The organism is Pareuzebyella sediminis (assembly GCF_008367235.1).
Classification (GTDB): Bacteria; Bacteroidota; Bacteroidia; order Flavobacteriales; family Flavobacteriaceae; genus Pareuzebyella; species Pareuzebyella sediminis.
Genome location: NZ_VTZS01000008.1, coordinates 1 through 16,903, shown reverse-complemented (window position 1 = coordinate 16,903; position 16,903 = coordinate 1). Strand labels below are relative to the sequence as shown.

The following is a 16,903-nucleotide window of genomic DNA, read 5'->3' as shown; positions in this document are numbered from 1 at the left end:
GCAGCATCGCCAAAATCGTCGCTCATTCCTACCGAATGTTAATATATAACATCCTTACAGCGTGTAGAAGAAATAACATTACCAGAACAGTTAGTTTGGCTAATTGCAAACTAAGCGGGCATATCAGGCAACTTCCAACCTTCTCTATACGTATGTTTGACCAATTCAGCTGCAAATTCCTTGGCAGAATATGGCTCGGTCCAATCTTTTTGAAATCTGGGCCGCCCACCATCGGTGGTAACAAAATTATCACGAATGACGGTTTTGATCATTTCATCATCGCCGATATTGGTAAATTGCATGTGCTCACCATCCCACTCCAATATTTTATTCAGTGATTGTAAGCGAACCGCCAAAACACCCATAACGACCATTTCATTAAAAGGTCCGGCCTCTGAAAAATCGGAAGTACAGGGCTTACGGTTTTCAGGACTTTCCTTACAGGCCCGAACCCAATCCATTTCATGGGCTCCTTTGTTCCAAGCAAGGCCAATTTCTTCTTCAACCCTTCTTTCGGTTTTACTAACATTGGGCAGCTCACCCCCGATGATTTCAGGCTCTACACCATAGCAACCTGCATGAATTATACCCTTTGTTCCATAAAAGAAGGTGCCACCCCCTGATTTGTTGGGGTCCTTTCCGCTGGGCCAACCTTCTGGCAAAGATGGTTTGATTCCGCCATCGAACCATGAGACCTCGACCTCAGGTAGTTTGATCTTACCGACCCTACCCCGCTTAGGAAAGGTCATTTTTACCGATTGCGCCGTTGGGGCACTGTCCATCAAAAGTAACGAAGAGCTGCCCTGCACCTTGGTCGGATACCCCAATTTCAAAGCCTCGAAAACCGGGTGTAATATATGGCATGCCATATCTCCCAAAGCCCCGGTACCATATCGCCACCACCCGCGCCAGTTCCAAGGATGGTAGACCTGATTGTAAGGAATTAATTCTGCTGGCCCTGTGAACAAGTCCCAATCAAGGGTTTCAGGCACCCACTGCCCCTGCGCGGGTGGATTTAGCCCTTGTGGCCATATCGGCCTGTTGGTGAAGGACTCCACTTTGGTAATATCACCTATGGCCCCGCTCCATATCAATTCGCAGGTTTTTGCCACACCGGCACCAGAAGCGCCTTGGTTACCCATTTGGGTTGCGACGTTGTGCTTTTTAGCCAACTTGGTCAATAAGCGTGATTCGTATACGGAATGTGTCAATGGCTTTTGTACATAGACGTGTTTACCCCTTACCATGGCGTCTGCCGCAACAATGGCGTGGGTATGGTCGGCCGTAGCTACTAAAACAGCGTCAAAATCATCGCCCATTTCATCGTACATCACGCGATAATCTTTGTATTTCTTTGCTTTAGGGAAATAATCGAAGCATTCTTTAGCGTAGTTCCAATCTACATCACAGAGACCCACGATGTTTTCACTTTCAAGATTTCGCAAGTTTCCAAAACCCATACTACCAACACCGACCCCGACGATATTCAATGTATCGCTGGGTGCCTTATGGCCCAATCCCGATATCACATGACTAGGGACAATTGATATTCCGGCCGCGACGGCTCCCGTTTTTCCAATGAAAGACCTTCTAGATAATGAAAAGTCATTTTTGGGTTCTTTTTTCATGATTTGTTTTTATTTGATGACAGCATGTACTTCGATCTTGAAAACTAAAAAAATTACTGCTTATGGTCTCTAAATCTAGCAAGCTTTTCCCAGTTTTTTGTCATATTCCTAGCATTTTTCTATTTCCAAGACATCCAGACCACCCTTCCCTTTCGAGTTGCACTATGATTGGGCTATTTTTAGTATCAAAACCATATGGACGGCAAATTTCAGCCATCCCTAGCCTCCTTTTTAGGAAAGGAAGGAAAGAAAACTGAAAGGAACACACCACAATTTAATAGGCTCCGCAGATTGCTATATCCCTTAAAACCAAAAGGATGTAGAAATCATACAACAACCCCGACATAGAATTGCCCTAGGATAACGATCTTATTTTTGGCGGACCATTATAGTTTAAAGATTCTAATACTCGGGCCAAGGGCTTTTTTTGGGGGACCATGGGACGCGCATTTCACTAGGTAAAAAACTTTTTTGACTAAGAGTAAAGGTGAATCCGCCTATTTTAGGATGTCGCACGATTAAATCCTGTTTTTTTGAGGCTATCGATCACTAAGGGAGGGCAGACATACATAGAAGTATCTTTTAATAAGGTGTTGGACCATGAATTTGACCCAAGATGGTATTACACGTGATATTTCTGTTTTTTATCTAGTAATTTGCCGATTTATTCGGAATACAGCTATTTTCGATTTCCCCTATTTAAAACAAGACCTAATTTACTGGTTTTGTAACATTTTCAAAAAATTGTATAACAAAGTAGGTAGATTTATTTCCCCCTGATTACGACAACCATCTAACCTTTAAATTCACTTCAAACCAAATGATCAAAGAATCCAAGAAAATTTTAGTTACTGGTGTTGCCGGTTTTCTAGGCTCGAACCTATTGGACAAACTTCTAAGAGAAGGTCATGATGTGGTCGGCATAGACAATTTATCCATGGGGCGGATAGAGAATATTCAGTTCGCCCTAGAAAATGACAACTTCGCTTTTCTCGAAAAAGATATTCTGGAACATTCGACTTTTGAAACCTTAGATACCGATTTTGATGTAGTGGTACATTTGGCCGCCTTCAAAATTCCACGCTACGGCAATGCCGTAAAGACTTTAAGAGTTAATGCCAAGGGAAGCGAGAATATACTCGAGTTCGGCCGCAGGACAAAATGCAAGGTCGTCTTGGCCTCTACGTCAGATGTGTATGGAATGAGCCCTGATTTACCCTTTGTCGAAGATGGTAATTGCGTTATCGGAGATTCAAAGGTACCACGTTGGGCATATGCCGTATCCAAACTGTTCGATGAACACTTGGCCCTGGCATATATGGAAGATTATGGTTTTCCTATAGTCCTACTCCGCTTTTTTGGTTCGTATGGCCCTAATCAACATCTTTCATGGTGGGGTGGTCCACAATCGGTTTTTATCGACTGCATACTGAACAATAAAGAAATTCCGATTCATGGGGATGGTATGCAGACCCGAACGTTCACCTATGTAGACGATACGGTCGAAGGTATATATGCGGCAACGGTAAAACCGGAAGCCAATGGCGAGATCTTCAATATTGGTGCGAACGAGGAAATTACCATTCTAGAACTGGCCAAAATGTTAAAAGAGATATCGGATGAACCGACCACTTCGGAAATAAAGTTAATTCCTTATAATGAAATTTCGGTCGGGAGAAAGTACCAAGATGTTATGAGACGCGTTCCCGACACCTCAAAAGCACAGCGCCTTTTAGGGGTCACAGCGAAGACCTCTTTGAAAGAAGGTTTACGAAAAACCTTTGAATGGCAAAAAAAGGTCTCTCTCGAAAAAGTGCATAGCAAATGAAGATAGGCATCGTCGGGGGCGGTTTTATGGGTCTTGTATTGGCCCATAAAATATCTCAAACCCACGCCAAGGTCAAGGTTTTCGAACAAGGCACACAGCCAGGAGGACTTTCGACCTACCAAGATTATGGGGACTTTACCTGGGATAAATTTTACCATGTAATTTTACCGACAGACAACCACTTGATAGGTCTTATTAAAGAACTTGGCTTGGCAGACCAAATTTGTTGGCGAAGATCCTTAACGGGCTATTATGTCGATAAAAAATTCTATTCGATAAGCAGTTCCAAAGATTTTTTGCTCTTTCCCCCATTGAATTTATTTGATAAAGTCATGTTGGGATTTACCATTTTTTACGGGTCTAGAATCGATGACTGGAAAAAACTCGAGGGCGTATCTGTCAAAGATTGGTTGATTCGCGTGGGAGGCCGAAGAACCTATGAAAAATTCTGGTCCCCTTTATTATTGGCCAAATTGGGAGAAAACCACGAAAAGGTTTCCGCTGTTTTTATTTGGACCTATATCAAAAGGCTTTTTCAAGCCCGTAGTTCTGCAGCCCAGAAAGAGCATATGGGCTATGTAAAAGGAGGTTACAAGACCGTATTTGACCGAATGGAAACATTACTCAAGCAAAACGGATCATCACTCGCGCTCAACAGTACAGTAAAGAGTATCACCTCTGAAACCTCAGGTGGCATCACCATCAATTATGATGACAAAACCGAAACTTTCGACAAGGTAATTTTCACGGCCCCTTTAAACAAACTGGAAAAGACCGTCTCCCCAGAGCTCTTTGAAATTTCGAAAAACGAAAAGAAGGTCGAATATCTTGGGGTAATTTGCTTGATCTTATTGACAAAAAAGCCACTTACTCCCTATTACGTATTGAATATAGCCGACGAAGATGTACCTTTTACAGGGGTCATAGGTATGAGTTCTTTGGTAGATTTAAATCAAACAGCGAATCAGCATATTACCTATTTCCCGAAATACGTAACCGCCGATCATACGTATTGGCAAAAATCGGACGAAGCGTTGCAGGAACTCTTTTTAGAAGGGGTATACAATCTGTACCCCGAATTTGACAAATCAGAGATTGTATCCTCACGGATCCATAAGGCGTTCAAGGTACAACCCCTTCAGGTGTTGAACTATTCAAGCATCATTCCAAAGACTAAAACGAAACACCCTGACTTCTATGTGGTCAATACGTCTCAATTCGTGAACGACACCCTGAACAATAACTCAGTGGTCAACCACATCGAGGCTTTTATGAAAGATTTTGAACAAGAAATACAAACCGATACCGAAGAAATATGAGCAAACCATATCTAAGCCTTTCCCTTGACATGGATAACCAGTGGTCGTACATGAAGATTCACGGGGAAGAGGGATGGGAAACCTATCCTTCCTATCTCGACATATTTGTTCCCCATGTATTGCAGGTCTTGGACGAACTGAACCTTAAGATTACCTTTTTTATCGTGGGGCAAGATGCCGCATTCGAAAAAAATCATAAGTATTTGAAAGATATTGCCGATGCAGGGCACGATATCGCCAATCATTCGTTCAAGCACGAAACGTGGCTCCATCTGTATACCAAGGATGAAATGCACGAGGAAATAAATACGGCGCACGATGCCATCGAAAAAGTTACAGGGGTATCGCCTATCGGGTTTCGTGGGCCTGGCTTTAGCTGGAGCGCCACTTTATTAGAAGTTTTGGCCGAAAGGGGATATGCGTATGACGCTTCGACACTCCCAACGGTTATTGGGCCTTTGGCGCGATTGTATTATTTCAGTACTTCGAACCTTTCAAAGGAAGAAAAGGAAGACCGTAAAGAGATTTTTGGCAAGTTTTCTGACGGATTCAGGAAACTCAAGCCCTATTTCTGGCAATCGGAAAAAGAACATAAGCTACTGGAACTTCCCGTGACTACCATGCCCGTCTTCAGAATACCGTTTCATCTAAGCTATCTATTGTACATCAGCAATATATCTACTCATCTGATGATGTTGTACCTCAACATCGCCATTTTTCTTTGTAAATTGACCAAAACGCAGCCCAGCTTTTTACTTCATCCTTTAGATCTTATTGGTGGGGATCAAATATCGAGCCTGGCCTTCTTCCCCGGCATGAATATATCTAGTGATCGAAAAGTATTTATTTTCAAAAAGGTAATGAACAAGCTGGCCAAACATTTTACCTTGGTAGATATGAAAACGCATGTCGACCACATCTTGAATAATCGAAACCTAAAAACAGTTCCCATGCCAGAAAATATGGTTCATGTTTGACAACATAACCTAAAAAAACCAAGCGCAAGCCATGAAAAATACCATTTCCAAAATTATACCTTCGAACTTTACGAATTTGTTCGGGCTTGCGAAAAAACTCCTTTTCTCCAAAAATCCCGCGGGTAGGGCGGCTATGCTCTATTCATTGCTAGGCATACTCATGATACCCTTGGATTGGATTTTCCAATTTTTTGAAAAGCGGCTCTATCGAAAAGCGAATGAGCCCGAATATCCCCTCATCTTGGTCTGTGGCCCCCCCAGAAGCGGAACCACTTTGGTGGCTCAGGTTTTGATCAAACATTTGCCCGTATATTATTTTAACAACCTCACCAGTATTTTTCCAAATTCACCGATTGTTGCCAATAAAATTTTTGGAAGATTTCTAAAAAAAGGAAATAAAGATGTTTACTTTAAAAGTCTCTACGGAAGAACCCCTGAATTATGGGCGCCGAATGATGCCCTATATTTATGGGATCGTTGGACCGAAGTGCATCGAAACACCATTCCGAAAACCATAAGCCCCAAAAATAAACTAAAAATGCAACAGTTTTTCGGCGCCGTTGAAAATTATTCAGGACTACCTTTGGTGAACAAAAATAACAGGTTGAATACTTTTGCAAACCTAGTAGCAGAGACTATGGATACTGCTTACTTTATATGCCTTGATAGGGACCCTGTTTATCTGGCGCAATCGGAATTGATAGCCAGTCGATTTATCCATGGAAATGAAAAAGTACCTTACGGAGTTAGATTTGACGAGAAAAACGAACCAACGAAAGATCAGCATGTAGACCCCATACAACAAGTTTGCGACCAGGTACTTCGTCATAAGAAAATGATGCGAGAGCAAGAACGTCTCATAGGAAAAGAGCGTTTTATCATTGTGCCTTATGAAGAATTCTGCGCAAAACCTGCTGAGTGGGTTTCGGAGATTTCAAATCGAATTTTGGGGCAAAAGTTAGGCACGGAAGAACTCGAAAAGATTCTTCCTGCCTTTAAAAGATCTAACACTAGAAAAATAGAAAATAAAGAACTTAACGAAATCAAAAAAAAATTCAACCTGAGTTGAATTTAAGATTTTACGAACCTTCTACCAGACCACTCAAAGCTTTTTAGAAAAATTTGCACTCATGAATATCAACCCTTCAATCAAAAGTTTTCTGTCTTTTTTACCATTGATATCTATATATACTTTAATTATTCTTCTCTTCGCTTCAAATGAACTTGTACCTGACGAGACCCGATACATAGAGTATGCCACAAATTTAACCCATGGGTATTATGCAGATTCTGAAGACCCCGTAATTTGGAATGGTCCAGGTTATCCTTTGGTCATTTCTGTGTTTGTTCTTGCCAAAGCACCTTATATAGTGTTACAATTACTCAATGTAGTGTTCTTAACACTAGCCGTGTGGTTTCTCTTCAAATCGCTTTCTCTATATATTAATACGAGGCAATCTCTAGTATTCAGCTATCTGTTCGGTCTATACCCTCCCATGTTAAGATATATGGTTTATATCTACACCGAGCCACTTGCTATTCTTTCAGCTTGCGGTTTTATGTATTATGCCCTAAAGGTCAATCCTAAAAGTTCAACAAGAACTAAAGATATTGTCATGTCTGCTTTCTTTTTGGGCCTACTGGCTTTAACCCGCGTAGAATTTGGTTATGTCATAACATGTGCCCTATTCATATATGCTATTTGGTATGTTATAAAAAGGTCCAAAAAGGCATTCCACAGCTTAATGATTCTTGCCGGAGCCCTTGCATTCTGTCTCCCCTATCTCTATTACACATACAATTTAACAGGCAAGGCATTTTTATGGGGGACTCAAGGTGGGGCGGTTCTCTATTGGCGGGCCACTCCTTTTGAAAATGAATACGGCGATTGGATCAGTTCGGGTGTGGTTTTAGGCATCCAAAAAGATTATCCCTACGACACGGACATATCGGCATTAGCTGAAAATCACCTTCCATTTATTGAAAAGGTAGAATCATCGGCTTACTCAGCCGCCCAAAAAGATCAAATGTATCGTCAAAAAGCTTTTGAATACATGAAAATGTATCCAGTCAAATACTTAAAAAATACAGGCATTAGTGCATTACGTTTATTTTTTGAATACCCCATATCCTATAAAACTCAAAAGTTAACCACCTATTTCTATTTGCTTCCCAATATTTTTTTGGTGATGCTTTTACTTATAGCGATTTACCTTACCTTTTTAAAAGCTCCGGCTATTCCCTTTGAAGTGATTTTTATAGCTTTAATTATGTTAATTTCCGTAGGGGGGATGATATTGGCCAGCGGAAGGGTGCGTCATCTATTACCTATTGTCCCCATGTTTTCCTTTTACATTGCTTATACTATAGTTCGGTTTACTAAAATTGAAATCAAATAATTTTTAACCCATGGTAAAACGCCCTAACGGCGGATCGATCTCAAATGGATGAATAAAACGTTGTACCAACTATACCAGAGTAACCGCCAGATAATATCGTTTATCCTCATTGGCTTTCTATGTTATCTAATTGGTATTGCCCTATTGATGGTTTTTGTGGAGTGGTTTTATTTAGAAGTGAACTTGGCCAATATTGTGTCTTCGCTAATAACGATATTTATTTGTTATTTACTCAATGTCTCCTATGTTTTTAAAGGGGGCAAATATTCAAAGGGCAAAGAAATATTGGCCTTTTATATTTTTTCTATTATAGGCTTTGTTATCAATGTGGTTCTATTATACCTCATGACCAAATATTTGGCCCTATGGTACGTTATCTCCAAGACCCTAGTTACGTTAATTGTAGCGGTATTCAATTTTATAGCTAGAAAAAAATTCGTTTTTATAGAGTAACACTTGCAACCAATTGAATGTCAATTTAAGAGAGCTTGCCAAAAAACAATGTAGCAGATTGTCAAATAACCATTCCCGCCGCAACAGTCTCATTGGTAGAAATATCAATGAGAATAAAGCTTCCGGTAATTCTATTTTTTTGATAGGAATCCACATTTATTGGCCCTGCGGTAGATATTTTAACTTTTGCGATATCGTTCATGCCCAGTTCGATATCTTCCGTATCCCTACTTAATGTATTCACATCTATTTTGTAAACGACTTCAGCGACCAAGGCCATTTTTTTGTTGGTTGTATGTTGCAGGCAATACTTGGTTCTTGGTTTTAAGGAAGAATTACTGAACCAACAGAGCATAGCTACCATCTCTTTTACTGGAGTGGGTTTATTTTTTGACCTTACGATCATGTCACCTCGGCTAATGTCAATATCATCTTCCAAACTAAATGAAACGGCCATTGGGGCAAAAGCCTCCTTTAATTGATTCTCGTAAACATCAATAGTTTTTATTCTTGAAGTAAGGCCGGATGGCATGACCGTAACCTCATCTCCTTGCCGAAAAACGCCGCTTTCAATTTTACCGGCATATCCCCTAAAATCCCTAAAATCATCTCGCTGGGGACGTAATACGCATTGCACCGGAAAACGGGCGTCGACCCTATTTACATCACTACCGATATACATGGTTTCCAGAATATGAAGCAATGGGCCACCCTGATACCAACCCATTTGGGAAGAACGATGGACTACATTATCTCCCAAAAGAGCACTGATGGGTACAAAATGGATATCCTGTACCAAAAATTTTGACGCAAATTCCCTGAACTGGGCACCTACCGTTTCAAATACTTTCTCGTCGTAATCCACCAAATCCATTTTATTGACACAAACAATAATATGGGGTATATGCAACAACGAGGCTATAAACGCGTGCCGTTTTGTTTGCTCGACCACCCCATTGCGCGCATCTATTATAATCAATGCTGCATTCGCGGTCGAGGCACCAGTTACCATATTTCTTGTGTATTGAACATGACCGGGTGTATCTGCTATAATAAATTTTCTTTTCGGGGTCGTAAAATAACGATAGGCCACATCTATAGTAATTCCTTGTTCCCTTTCGTCCCTTAACCCATCGGTAAATAAGGCTAAATCAATGCCATCAAACCCTTTTTTTTGGCTTGTTTTCTCGATGTCGTCCAGTTGGTCTTCAAAAATAGATTTTGAGTCGTACAAAAGTCTGCCGATAAGGGTGCTTTTACCATCATCAACACTGCCTGCCGTAGTAAACCTGAATAATTGGTTGATTTCTATCATTGTCGTCGTTAGAAGTATCCTTGCTTTTTTCGATCCTCCATGGCCGTTTCGGAGCGTTTGTCGTCTGCCCGATTTCCCCGCTCCGTGCTATGCATTGCGGCAACCTCTAAGACAACTTTATCGATGTCGTCAGAGTTCGATTCGATGCCCCCGGTAATTGTTATATCTCCCAAGGTTCTGAACCTCACCTTTTTCTCCACCACCTCATCTTGATCGTTTAGTTGCAAGAAATCCGAAAAAGGAATCCATGAACCATTTCTCCATATAACACTTCTTTTATGGGCAAAATATAATGACGGAATCTCAATGTTTTCTCGTTTTATGTAGTTCCATATATCAAGCTCCGTCCAGTTACTTATGGGAAAAGCCCTAAAGTGCTCACCCTCGAAATGCGCACCATTATAGAGATGCCATAATTCTGGCCTTTGATTCTTGGGGTCCCATTGGCCAAACATATCACGATGCGAAAAAAACCGCTCCTTGGCACGCGACTTTTCTTCGTCCCTTCTGCCTCCTCCAATGGCACAATCTATTTTCTCTTTATCGATGATGTCCAAAAGTGTCACCGTTTGCAAGGCATTCCTAGTTGCGTTTTTACCTTTTTCCTCAACGACTCTTCCCTTATCAATAGAATCTTGAACGGATGCTACTAAAAGTTCTACCTTCAACCTTTTTGCCAATGTATCCCTAAAGGCAATTGTTTCTGGAAAATTATGCCCTGTATCGATATGTAGAAGGGGAAAAGGAATATTTAAAGGATAAAATGCTTTCCGCGCCAAATGCGTAAGTACAATGGAGTCTTTTCCACCGGAAAACAAAATCACCGGATTCTCAAATTGAGCCCATACCTCCCTCAGTACGTATATCGATTCCGATTCCAATTCATCTAAATAGTTTAAGTAATACTTGCTCATACTATCTTGAGTTGGTGTTTTATTTGGTTCATAATCAACTGCACGGCTTCCTCAACTGAGCAAGATTGGGTAATTTCCACATCAGGGTTTTCCGGTGTTTCGTAGGGAGCCGATATACCGGTCATATTCTTTATTTCACCTGCCCTAGCTTTTTTATAAAGTCCTTTTACATCGCGACGTTCGCACTCTCCGAGACTAGTATTGACAAAAACTTCGATAAAATTCATGGGTCCTACGGTGCGCTTTATATTTTCCCTATCCTTTTTGTAAGGTGAAACGAAAGCCGCCAAAACAACCACACCGGCATCTATAAATAATCTGGCTATCTCCCCGATTCGCCTGTTATTTTCAGAACGATCTTCAGGCGAAAATCCAAGGTTTTTGTTGATTCCCTTTCGAATATTGTCACCATCAAGTACATAGGTGCGTATCTTCTGCTCATATAATCGTTTTTCAAGGGCATTGGCGATAGTTGATTTACCCGCTCCGGACAGGCCGGTAAATAAAACTAAAAAAGCATTATGCCCATTTAAGGCTATCCGCTGTGCTCTTGAAATTTTGTATTGATATGCAATCAGGTTGTCTTCCATATTTTTTCCTTGAATCTATATTCGATCGTCACTGCGGACTTTTTTAGCCCCTGGGGTTTTTTAAAACTCATTAAAGTTCTATATTCGTGCTAATCCAAAAAATAAATCCCAAGAATCTTATTCGTGCCCCGTTAGCACCCAGGAGATAAAAAAGATAGTTATTAGAAATACCATAATCACGCAACATCTTCATTAGACCTACTTTTTAGGTTGCATAGGTATCTAATTCTTAAGTCCAATTAAAATTATGGTAATAGAAAATGGTTGTTAGTTGGGGGAAGTTTTAGTTCATTATAAACTTTTCGAAATATACATAAATTATTGAATTCGCCATACGATAATAGGCGCTGAACTTGCTTTTTCGACGAACTGCATCCGTTACGTTGCTTAATTTACCATCAGAAGTGAGGTTTTTCTTCTTTGCGGTTAATTCGAAAATTAGGGAAACTTCTAATTTTAAAAAAGTCATTATGTACAAAAGAAGAATTTCATCAAACTAAAATAAATTTGGTAAAGGTGCTATTTGTTATTCGTAGGATAAAAAACTCCGTTTAACGGGAAGTATATGTATTCATTCTAATTTTTTTTTAATTTTATAACTATAAGTTATTGATTTTTTTTGCTCAGAGTGAAATAGGAACGAAGAATACATTTTTTGGGATAACAACCATCAAAATCACTTATTTAGCCCCCTGTTCGTTAAGAAAAGTAAAACTTAGATTCAAGGCCACCTAAAGACGTACATTGTCTCACAAACCTGACCGCTTTATGACTTCGGAAAATGACAAGATTATTACCGAAAAACCTCTTGTCAGTATAATTCTACCAGCATTTAATGAAGAGACCATTATCGAAAAAAATATTGGTCGGCTCTACACCTATTTAAACACCCTGAACCACCTATATGACTGGGAAATTCTAGTGATTAATGACGGAAGTTCAGATAGCACGGGGTCCGTTGCAGATGCCTTAGCAAATACCTATACTAATTTGGCGGTCTATCACCATACCATTAATAGAAATCTTGGCAACGCCTTACGTACAGGTTTTCAAAACAGCAAAGGTGATTATGTAATCGTTCTTGATATTGACCTGAGCTATTCACCTGAACATATTGAGCAGCTTTTATTAAAACGGGAGGAATGCGATGCAGATATGGTCATTGCATCCCCCTATATGAAGGGCGGCAAAAATACCGATGTACCTTTTATCAGATTACTTTTGAGCAAAACCGTAAACCTGATGATGCGTAAAACCTCAAAACTTAACATTTGTACTTTTACGAGCATGGTGAGGGTCTACAAGGGTGAATTCATAAGATCTCTCAATACAAAGTCGAGTACTTTTGATATTAATTCCGAGATACTTTTCAAAGCCTATATTCTTCGGGCCAAGGTCATGGAGATTCCTGCCCATCTCGATTGGTCAGAACAAAAAAAATTAGGTAAAACGAGAACATCTAGCCTTAGAATTGTAATGGGCATATTTAATGGGCTCGCAAATAGTTTCATCTTTAGGCCCTATGTTTTTTTCTGGATTCTTGGCCTTTTCATTTTTCTAATCTCTGTTTATATTATTGTTTGGATTTTCATCAATACCTATTATGCCTACCCTATGACTGCTGATTTGACGCAGGGTTTCGAAGAAAGGTTCTCATTGGCCGTTTCCGAAGTATTTCGGCAGAGACCCTACTCTTTTATTGTGGGCGGAACTACATTGATCATTTCGATTCAATTGATGGGTCTCGGGTTTATTTCTCTTCAGAAGAAGCGGTATTTCGATGAATTATTTCATTTGAATTCAGCTATTCTTAAAGCGACTAAGAATTCATGATTCTTTAAACACAAAAGGCTTTAAAAATAGTTATAATCTGTATTGATCAACTTTTTGAACTTAAAACTCACTTTAAATTGGCAGAATCTCTGGTTTTAAAATAATTTTTAAGGCTCTAAAACATATTGAATATATCCATCGCAAGGATTTTTTTTATTAATAATTTTACAAGGACTGCCTATAACTATTGAATCTTCAGGGATATCAATATTTACAAAAGTATTTGGGGCAATTAAGACATTATTCCCTACATTTATTTTACCTACCACAACAGAACCTGTACCAATCCAAACATTATCCCCAATTGTTGGACAACCTTTTTGCTTGCCTCTGTTTGCCTGCCCTATGGTAACACCATGAGTTATAGTAAAATTTTTTCCTATTATAGCTTTGGGATTAATCACTACCCCGCCAAAATGACCTATATAAAAACCTTCTCCGATTTCGGTATTTTTAGAAATTTCGAAGCCATATTTATAGGTATATCTTCGCTTAAGAATTGTAAAAACAAACCACAAGATCGAGGGCTTTCTACATTTGGATAATCTCCTCATCAAATACACATATCTGAAACCAGGTACTAAAATTCCCTTAATAAATCCTGTAGTACCTTTCAGCCCTCCATATCGAAACAAATCAGCCTTTATTATATTCTTCATATTTTGATAAGTCAAGTTAAAAAGATAGTGGATAGTTTAGGAAATTGTCAAATAATTTAAATAAATATTAAGTCCATCCCTAAAAGTAATTTAAAGTAGAAAGGCTAAAATAATTTATTTGTTACTCCAATTTAACACTTTTATTTGAATTCCTAAACAAGATATACCCCTAGTAATAATGCTATAAGTATTCCTAAAAATAGCTAAGGCAAAAATTAGAATACAACCGTAAATTTAGAGACATGAAAAGAAGTAGGTTCACCGAGACCCAAGTAGTCAAAATATCAAGCAACCTGGGACAGTTATTACCGTGAAGGAACTTTGCAAAGAGCATTTTATAAGCGCTGCCAAGTTTTATAACTGGAAAGGGAAGTACGGTGTATGGACGATTATAAGCTCAAAGAAATGGTATCGAAACTCTACAGATCCAACCAAATTTACGACGAGCTGGCACATCAGAACTACGCTTTAAAAGATTTGATCGATAAAAAGCTCTTGGACTGACCGGTCGAATTCCTTTCCGATATATCCACGTCATCCTTTGGCTTGGGACGGTAATTGCAAACTGAAATGCTAAAGGCCGAGCAGCATTACGAAGCTCTCAAGCTAAGTCAGTGCTCCGTACCAGGAAACTGGCAGAGGGGTTCGCACTAGAACATCCTACCTATGGGTTTGGAAAGATGTACTTGATGACACACCATAAGTGTAAACCCATGGAACTACAAACGTCTGTACAGGTTCTATAAGAGCATAAAGCTATATCTGGCGGAAGCTTAAGCGACCCATCAAGGAAACCTCTTGTGCTGTCGTTTAGCCCGAACATTGTCTGGAGCTTGGACTTCATGCACGATTCACTGAACTATGAAGAGACCTTTAGGATGCTTAATTTCAGTGACTATTTCAATAGAGAGGCCGTATGGAACGTAGTCGATGTTTCCATAGGGTCAAGACTAGTGAGGGTAAGTCTTCAAAGGTGCTTACCGAATAATTGTTAGAATACTACAATGGAAAAGACCCCTTGATGCTCTTCATAAAATACACCGCAAGATTTATTATGAAAGTATGGAAAAGTCAACTTTTTATATCAAATAATAAACTAATTTGTAAATCCTAAAACGTAGCTAATCTTGGGCCACATACAATTCCAAATAAAATTTATTATTATTTAATATTCAGTTGTTCCATAGCAATAAACCAAAAAGTTCTAATTAAACTAAAAATTAACCGATTCATGAGAAATTTGACCTTAACTATAAATAAATTAACCTTACATAAAGTTTTTTGATTTCTTGTCGAAAAAAATTTGAAGCTAAGCCATTAAATGATAATTTCACTATAATATAAAAAAGCGAAGATTCATATGAATTATCAAAAACAACCACTTACATAATTTAATGAAGATAGATTTTATTATTAGTAATTTAGGTGGAGACGGAGCACAACGAGTAGTTTGTTCGTTAGCAAATTATTTCGCCAATAATAACAACAAAATTAGGATAATCACTTATAGAGAAGGTGATAAATACCAATTAAATGAAAAAATCCAAAGAGTTCGTTTACATAAAAAATTATTTTTATTCGATAATAACTTAGTCAGGTTGATGTGGCATTTATTCCATTTTTACTGGAATAAAAAGAATCGTCCTGATATAATAAGTTCTCATTTGGATTCAATTGGATTAGTGACCATACCAATATCCATTTTATTTGGAATTAAAATTATCGTTTCTGAACACAACAATCATCTTGCTGAAAAAATGACTATTTCAAAATGGATCCTTTGGAATATTCTTTACAGATTCCCAAATGCAGTTACAATCCTAACCAAATTTGACTTTAATTATTTTAGCTCTAAAAATAAAAAAGTCGTTGTGATGCCAAATCCACTTTCCTTTAAGCCAAATTTAAAGTCAAACCTACGCAATAACAGGAAGATAATTGTCGCAGGTAATTTAAATAGATACTACCAAAAAGGGTTTGATAACCTAATGGAAATAATTCATGGAATTATCGATAAACTGGGTGATTGGAAATTTATGATAGTTGGAGAGGGGGATGAAGGCCTTGCTTATTTGAAACAGAAGGGAAAAAAGTTAAATATACTGGATAAAGTTATTTTTGCTGGTTACCGAAGTGATATAAAACAAATCTTACAAACTTCGGAAATTTTCTTATTGTGCTCAAGATACGAAGGTCTGCCTATGGTTTTAATGGAGGCTGCATCGCAAGGTATTGCATGCATATCTTATGATTGTGTTTCAGGTCCATCAGAAATAATAAAAAATGGTAAATCGGGAATTTTAGTTGAAAATCAAAACAAAGATGAAATGGCAAGAAGTATAATTGCCTTAATCGACGATGAAATGCTAAGAATTAAACTCGGTAGAAATGCGGCCTATCAAAGTAAAATTTTTTCATTAAATAAAATAGGTGCGAAATGGCAATTATTGTTTAATGAAGTTTTGGAAAGATAAACCTACTCTTCTAAAGATCCTCATTCTTCAATTATTATTAATTCCGAAATAGTGCTTCTCTGTATTGATTCTTTGGTTTGCTAGAAAAATCGCATTCTTAAGTTTCTTAATTTGATTTCTTTGGTCAACTTCTGCAACTTCCAAATAAAGGTTAGCCATTAGAATACAATAGCCTTTTGACCGATTTGTTTAAATCTGTAACCACAGGCAAAATTCACTTAAAAGTCCCGTCCATTAAAAACTTATGTTAATACTGAAAACCATTATCCCGATATATTACTAACAAATAAAATTGGACGAGACAGTTTTTATAGGCTCGCCCAATTATAATAAATATTATATAAGAACTAATTTCAATTGTTGAAACATCGCTGGATTAAATACTTCCAATTAATTCAAAAGATTTAATCCGGTGCGACCTCAGAATATGAATCTTTACCATAATCGGGGTCGCCGGGCCTTCGGGTGATCATCCGCACCGTGCCGAGGTAGGTCTCCAGACGGTCCGCGCCCC

The 16,903-nt window shown here is 38.6% G+C and carries 14 protein-coding genes; 9 read left to right on the top strand and 5 right to left on the bottom strand.

Features of this window, described 5'->3' with window-relative positions; genetic code table 11:
• Positions 1-110 precede the first annotated feature (110 nt).
• On the bottom strand, positions 111-1,628 hold the full coding sequence (locus tag F2B13_RS19800; protein ID WP_149277695.1) for a Gfo/Idh/MocA family protein: 1,518 nt from the start codon (positions 1,626-1,628) through the stop codon (positions 111-113).
• 820 nt (positions 1,629-2,448) lie between these two features.
• Here F2B13_RS19800 and F2B13_RS19795 point away from each other — a divergent pair.
• The 6 genes from F2B13_RS19795 to F2B13_RS19770 all read left to right on the top strand — a co-directional run bounded on the left by F2B13_RS19795 (position 2,449) and on the right by F2B13_RS19770 (position 8,604).
• Positions 2,449-3,456, top strand: coding sequence for an NAD-dependent epimerase/dehydratase family protein (locus tag F2B13_RS19795; protein WP_149304944.1), 1,008 nt, complete (start codon positions 2,449-2,451; stop codon positions 3,454-3,456).
• Positions 3,453-4,775 (top strand): NAD(P)/FAD-dependent oxidoreductase, encoded by a 1,323-nt coding sequence (locus F2B13_RS19790; RefSeq protein WP_149304943.1) that lies wholly within the window; start codon positions 3,453-3,455, stop codon positions 4,773-4,775. Before F2B13_RS19795 ends, F2B13_RS19790 begins: the two co-directional genes overlap by 4 nt.
• Positions 4,772-5,752 carry a polysaccharide deacetylase family protein gene (locus tag F2B13_RS19785; RefSeq protein WP_149277692.1) on the top strand — a complete coding sequence of 327 codons (981 nt, stop codon included), beginning with the start codon at positions 4,772-4,774 and terminating at the stop codon, positions 5,750-5,752. Before F2B13_RS19790 ends, F2B13_RS19785 begins: the two co-directional genes overlap by 4 nt.
• Positions 5,753-5,783: 31 nt before the next feature.
• On the top strand, positions 5,784-6,821 hold the full coding sequence (locus tag F2B13_RS19780; RefSeq protein ID WP_149277691.1) for a sulfotransferase: 1,038 nt from the start codon (positions 5,784-5,786) through the stop codon (positions 6,819-6,821).
• A 439-nt stretch (positions 6,822-7,260) separates the two neighbouring features.
• Positions 7,261-8,151, top strand: coding sequence for a hypothetical protein (locus F2B13_RS19775; protein WP_149277690.1), 891 nt, complete (start codon positions 7,261-7,263; stop codon positions 8,149-8,151).
• A gap of 48 nt (positions 8,152-8,199) precedes the next feature.
• Positions 8,200-8,604, top strand: coding sequence for a GtrA family protein (locus F2B13_RS19770; RefSeq protein ID WP_149277689.1), 405 nt, complete (start codon positions 8,200-8,202; stop codon positions 8,602-8,604).
• Positions 8,605-8,665: 61 nt separating this feature from the next.
• Here the strand turns inward: F2B13_RS19770 and F2B13_RS19765 are convergent, their stop codons facing one another.
• Genes F2B13_RS19765 through cysC form a run of 3 tightly spaced genes read right to left on the bottom strand, consistent with a single transcriptional unit; the run spans position 8,666 to position 11,423 of the window.
• A complete protein-coding gene (locus F2B13_RS19765) occupies positions 8,666-9,919 on the bottom strand; it encodes a sulfate adenylyltransferase subunit 1 (RefSeq protein WP_149277688.1) in 1,254 nt (417 codons plus the stop codon).
• 8 nt (positions 9,920-9,927) lie between these two features.
• Positions 9,928-10,833, bottom strand: a complete 906-nt coding sequence (cysD, locus tag F2B13_RS19760) for a sulfate adenylyltransferase subunit CysD (protein WP_149277687.1) — start codon at positions 10,831-10,833, stop codon at positions 9,928-9,930.
• Positions 10,830-11,423 (bottom strand): adenylyl-sulfate kinase, encoded by a 594-nt coding sequence (cysC, locus tag F2B13_RS19755; protein ID WP_149277686.1) that lies wholly within the window; start codon positions 11,421-11,423, stop codon positions 10,830-10,832. The genes cysD and cysC overlap by 4 nt, the downstream gene beginning before the upstream one ends.
• 768 nt (positions 11,424-12,191) lie before the next feature.
• On the opposite strand from cysC, the gene F2B13_RS19750 reads away from it, so the two are divergent.
• Positions 12,192-13,256: a glycosyltransferase family 2 protein gene (locus F2B13_RS19750; RefSeq protein ID WP_149277685.1), complete on the top strand. Its 1,065-nt coding sequence runs from the start codon at positions 12,192-12,194 to the stop codon at positions 13,254-13,256.
• A 107-nt stretch (positions 13,257-13,363) separates the two neighbouring features.
• Here the strand turns inward: F2B13_RS19750 and F2B13_RS19745 are convergent, their stop codons facing one another.
• Positions 13,364-13,915: a serine O-acetyltransferase gene (locus F2B13_RS19745; protein ID WP_149277684.1), complete on the bottom strand. Its 552-nt coding sequence runs from the start codon at positions 13,913-13,915 to the stop codon at positions 13,364-13,366.
• Between the two features lie 381 nt (positions 13,916-14,296).
• Here F2B13_RS19745 and F2B13_RS20755 point away from each other — a divergent pair, with 381 nt between their 5' ends.
• Together F2B13_RS20755 and F2B13_RS19740 are read left to right on the top strand one after the other, a co-directional pair.
• The gene (locus tag F2B13_RS20755; protein ID WP_262713837.1) at positions 14,297-14,419 is read left to right on the top strand and encodes a hypothetical protein; all 123 of its coding nucleotides are present in this window, start codon (positions 14,297-14,299) and stop codon (positions 14,417-14,419) included.
• Between the two features lie 890 nt (positions 14,420-15,309).
• A complete protein-coding gene (locus F2B13_RS19740; protein WP_149277683.1) occupies positions 15,310-16,389 on the top strand; it encodes a glycosyltransferase family 4 protein in 1,080 nt (359 codons plus the stop codon).
• Positions 16,390-16,903 lie beyond the last annotated feature (514 nt).

Coding starts and splice junctions, on each gene's coding strand:
- F2B13_RS19750 (WP_149277685.1), top strand. CDS start 12,192: ATGACTTCGGAAAATGACAAGATTATTACCGAAAAACCTCTTGTCAGT.
- F2B13_RS19770 (WP_149277689.1), top strand. CDS start 8,200: ATGAATAAAACGTTGTACCAACTATACCAGAGTAACCGCCAGATAATA.
- F2B13_RS20755 (WP_262713837.1), top strand. CDS start 14,297: ATGGACGATTATAAGCTCAAAGAAATGGTATCGAAACTCTACAGATCC.
- F2B13_RS19780 (WP_149277691.1), top strand. CDS start 5,784: ATGAAAAATACCATTTCCAAAATTATACCTTCGAACTTTACGAATTTG.
- F2B13_RS19790 (WP_149304943.1), top strand. CDS start 3,453: ATGAAGATAGGCATCGTCGGGGGCGGTTTTATGGGTCTTGTATTGGCC.
- F2B13_RS19795 (WP_149304944.1), top strand. CDS start 2,449: ATGATCAAAGAATCCAAGAAAATTTTAGTTACTGGTGTTGCCGGTTTT.
- F2B13_RS19765 (WP_149277688.1), bottom strand. CDS start 9,919: ATGATAGAAATCAACCAATTATTCAGGTTTACTACGGCAGGCAGTGTT.
- F2B13_RS19745 (WP_149277684.1), bottom strand. CDS start 13,915: ATGAAGAATATAATAAAGGCTGATTTGTTTCGATATGGAGGGCTGAAA.
- F2B13_RS19800 (WP_149277695.1), bottom strand. CDS start 1,628: ATGAAAAAAGAACCCAAAAATGACTTTTCATTATCTAGAAGGTCTTTC.
- F2B13_RS19785 (WP_149277692.1), top strand. CDS start 4,772: ATGAGCAAACCATATCTAAGCCTTTCCCTTGACATGGATAACCAGTGG.
- cysD (WP_149277687.1), bottom strand. CDS start 10,833: ATGAGCAAGTATTACTTAAACTATTTAGATGAATTGGAATCGGAATCG.
- F2B13_RS19775 (WP_149277690.1), top strand. CDS start 7,261: ATGGTTTATATCTACACCGAGCCACTTGCTATTCTTTCAGCTTGCGGT.
- F2B13_RS19740 (WP_149277683.1), top strand. CDS start 15,310: ATGAAGATAGATTTTATTATTAGTAATTTAGGTGGAGACGGAGCACAA.
- cysC (WP_149277686.1), bottom strand. CDS start 11,423: ATGGAAGACAACCTGATTGCATATCAATACAAAATTTCAAGAGCACAG.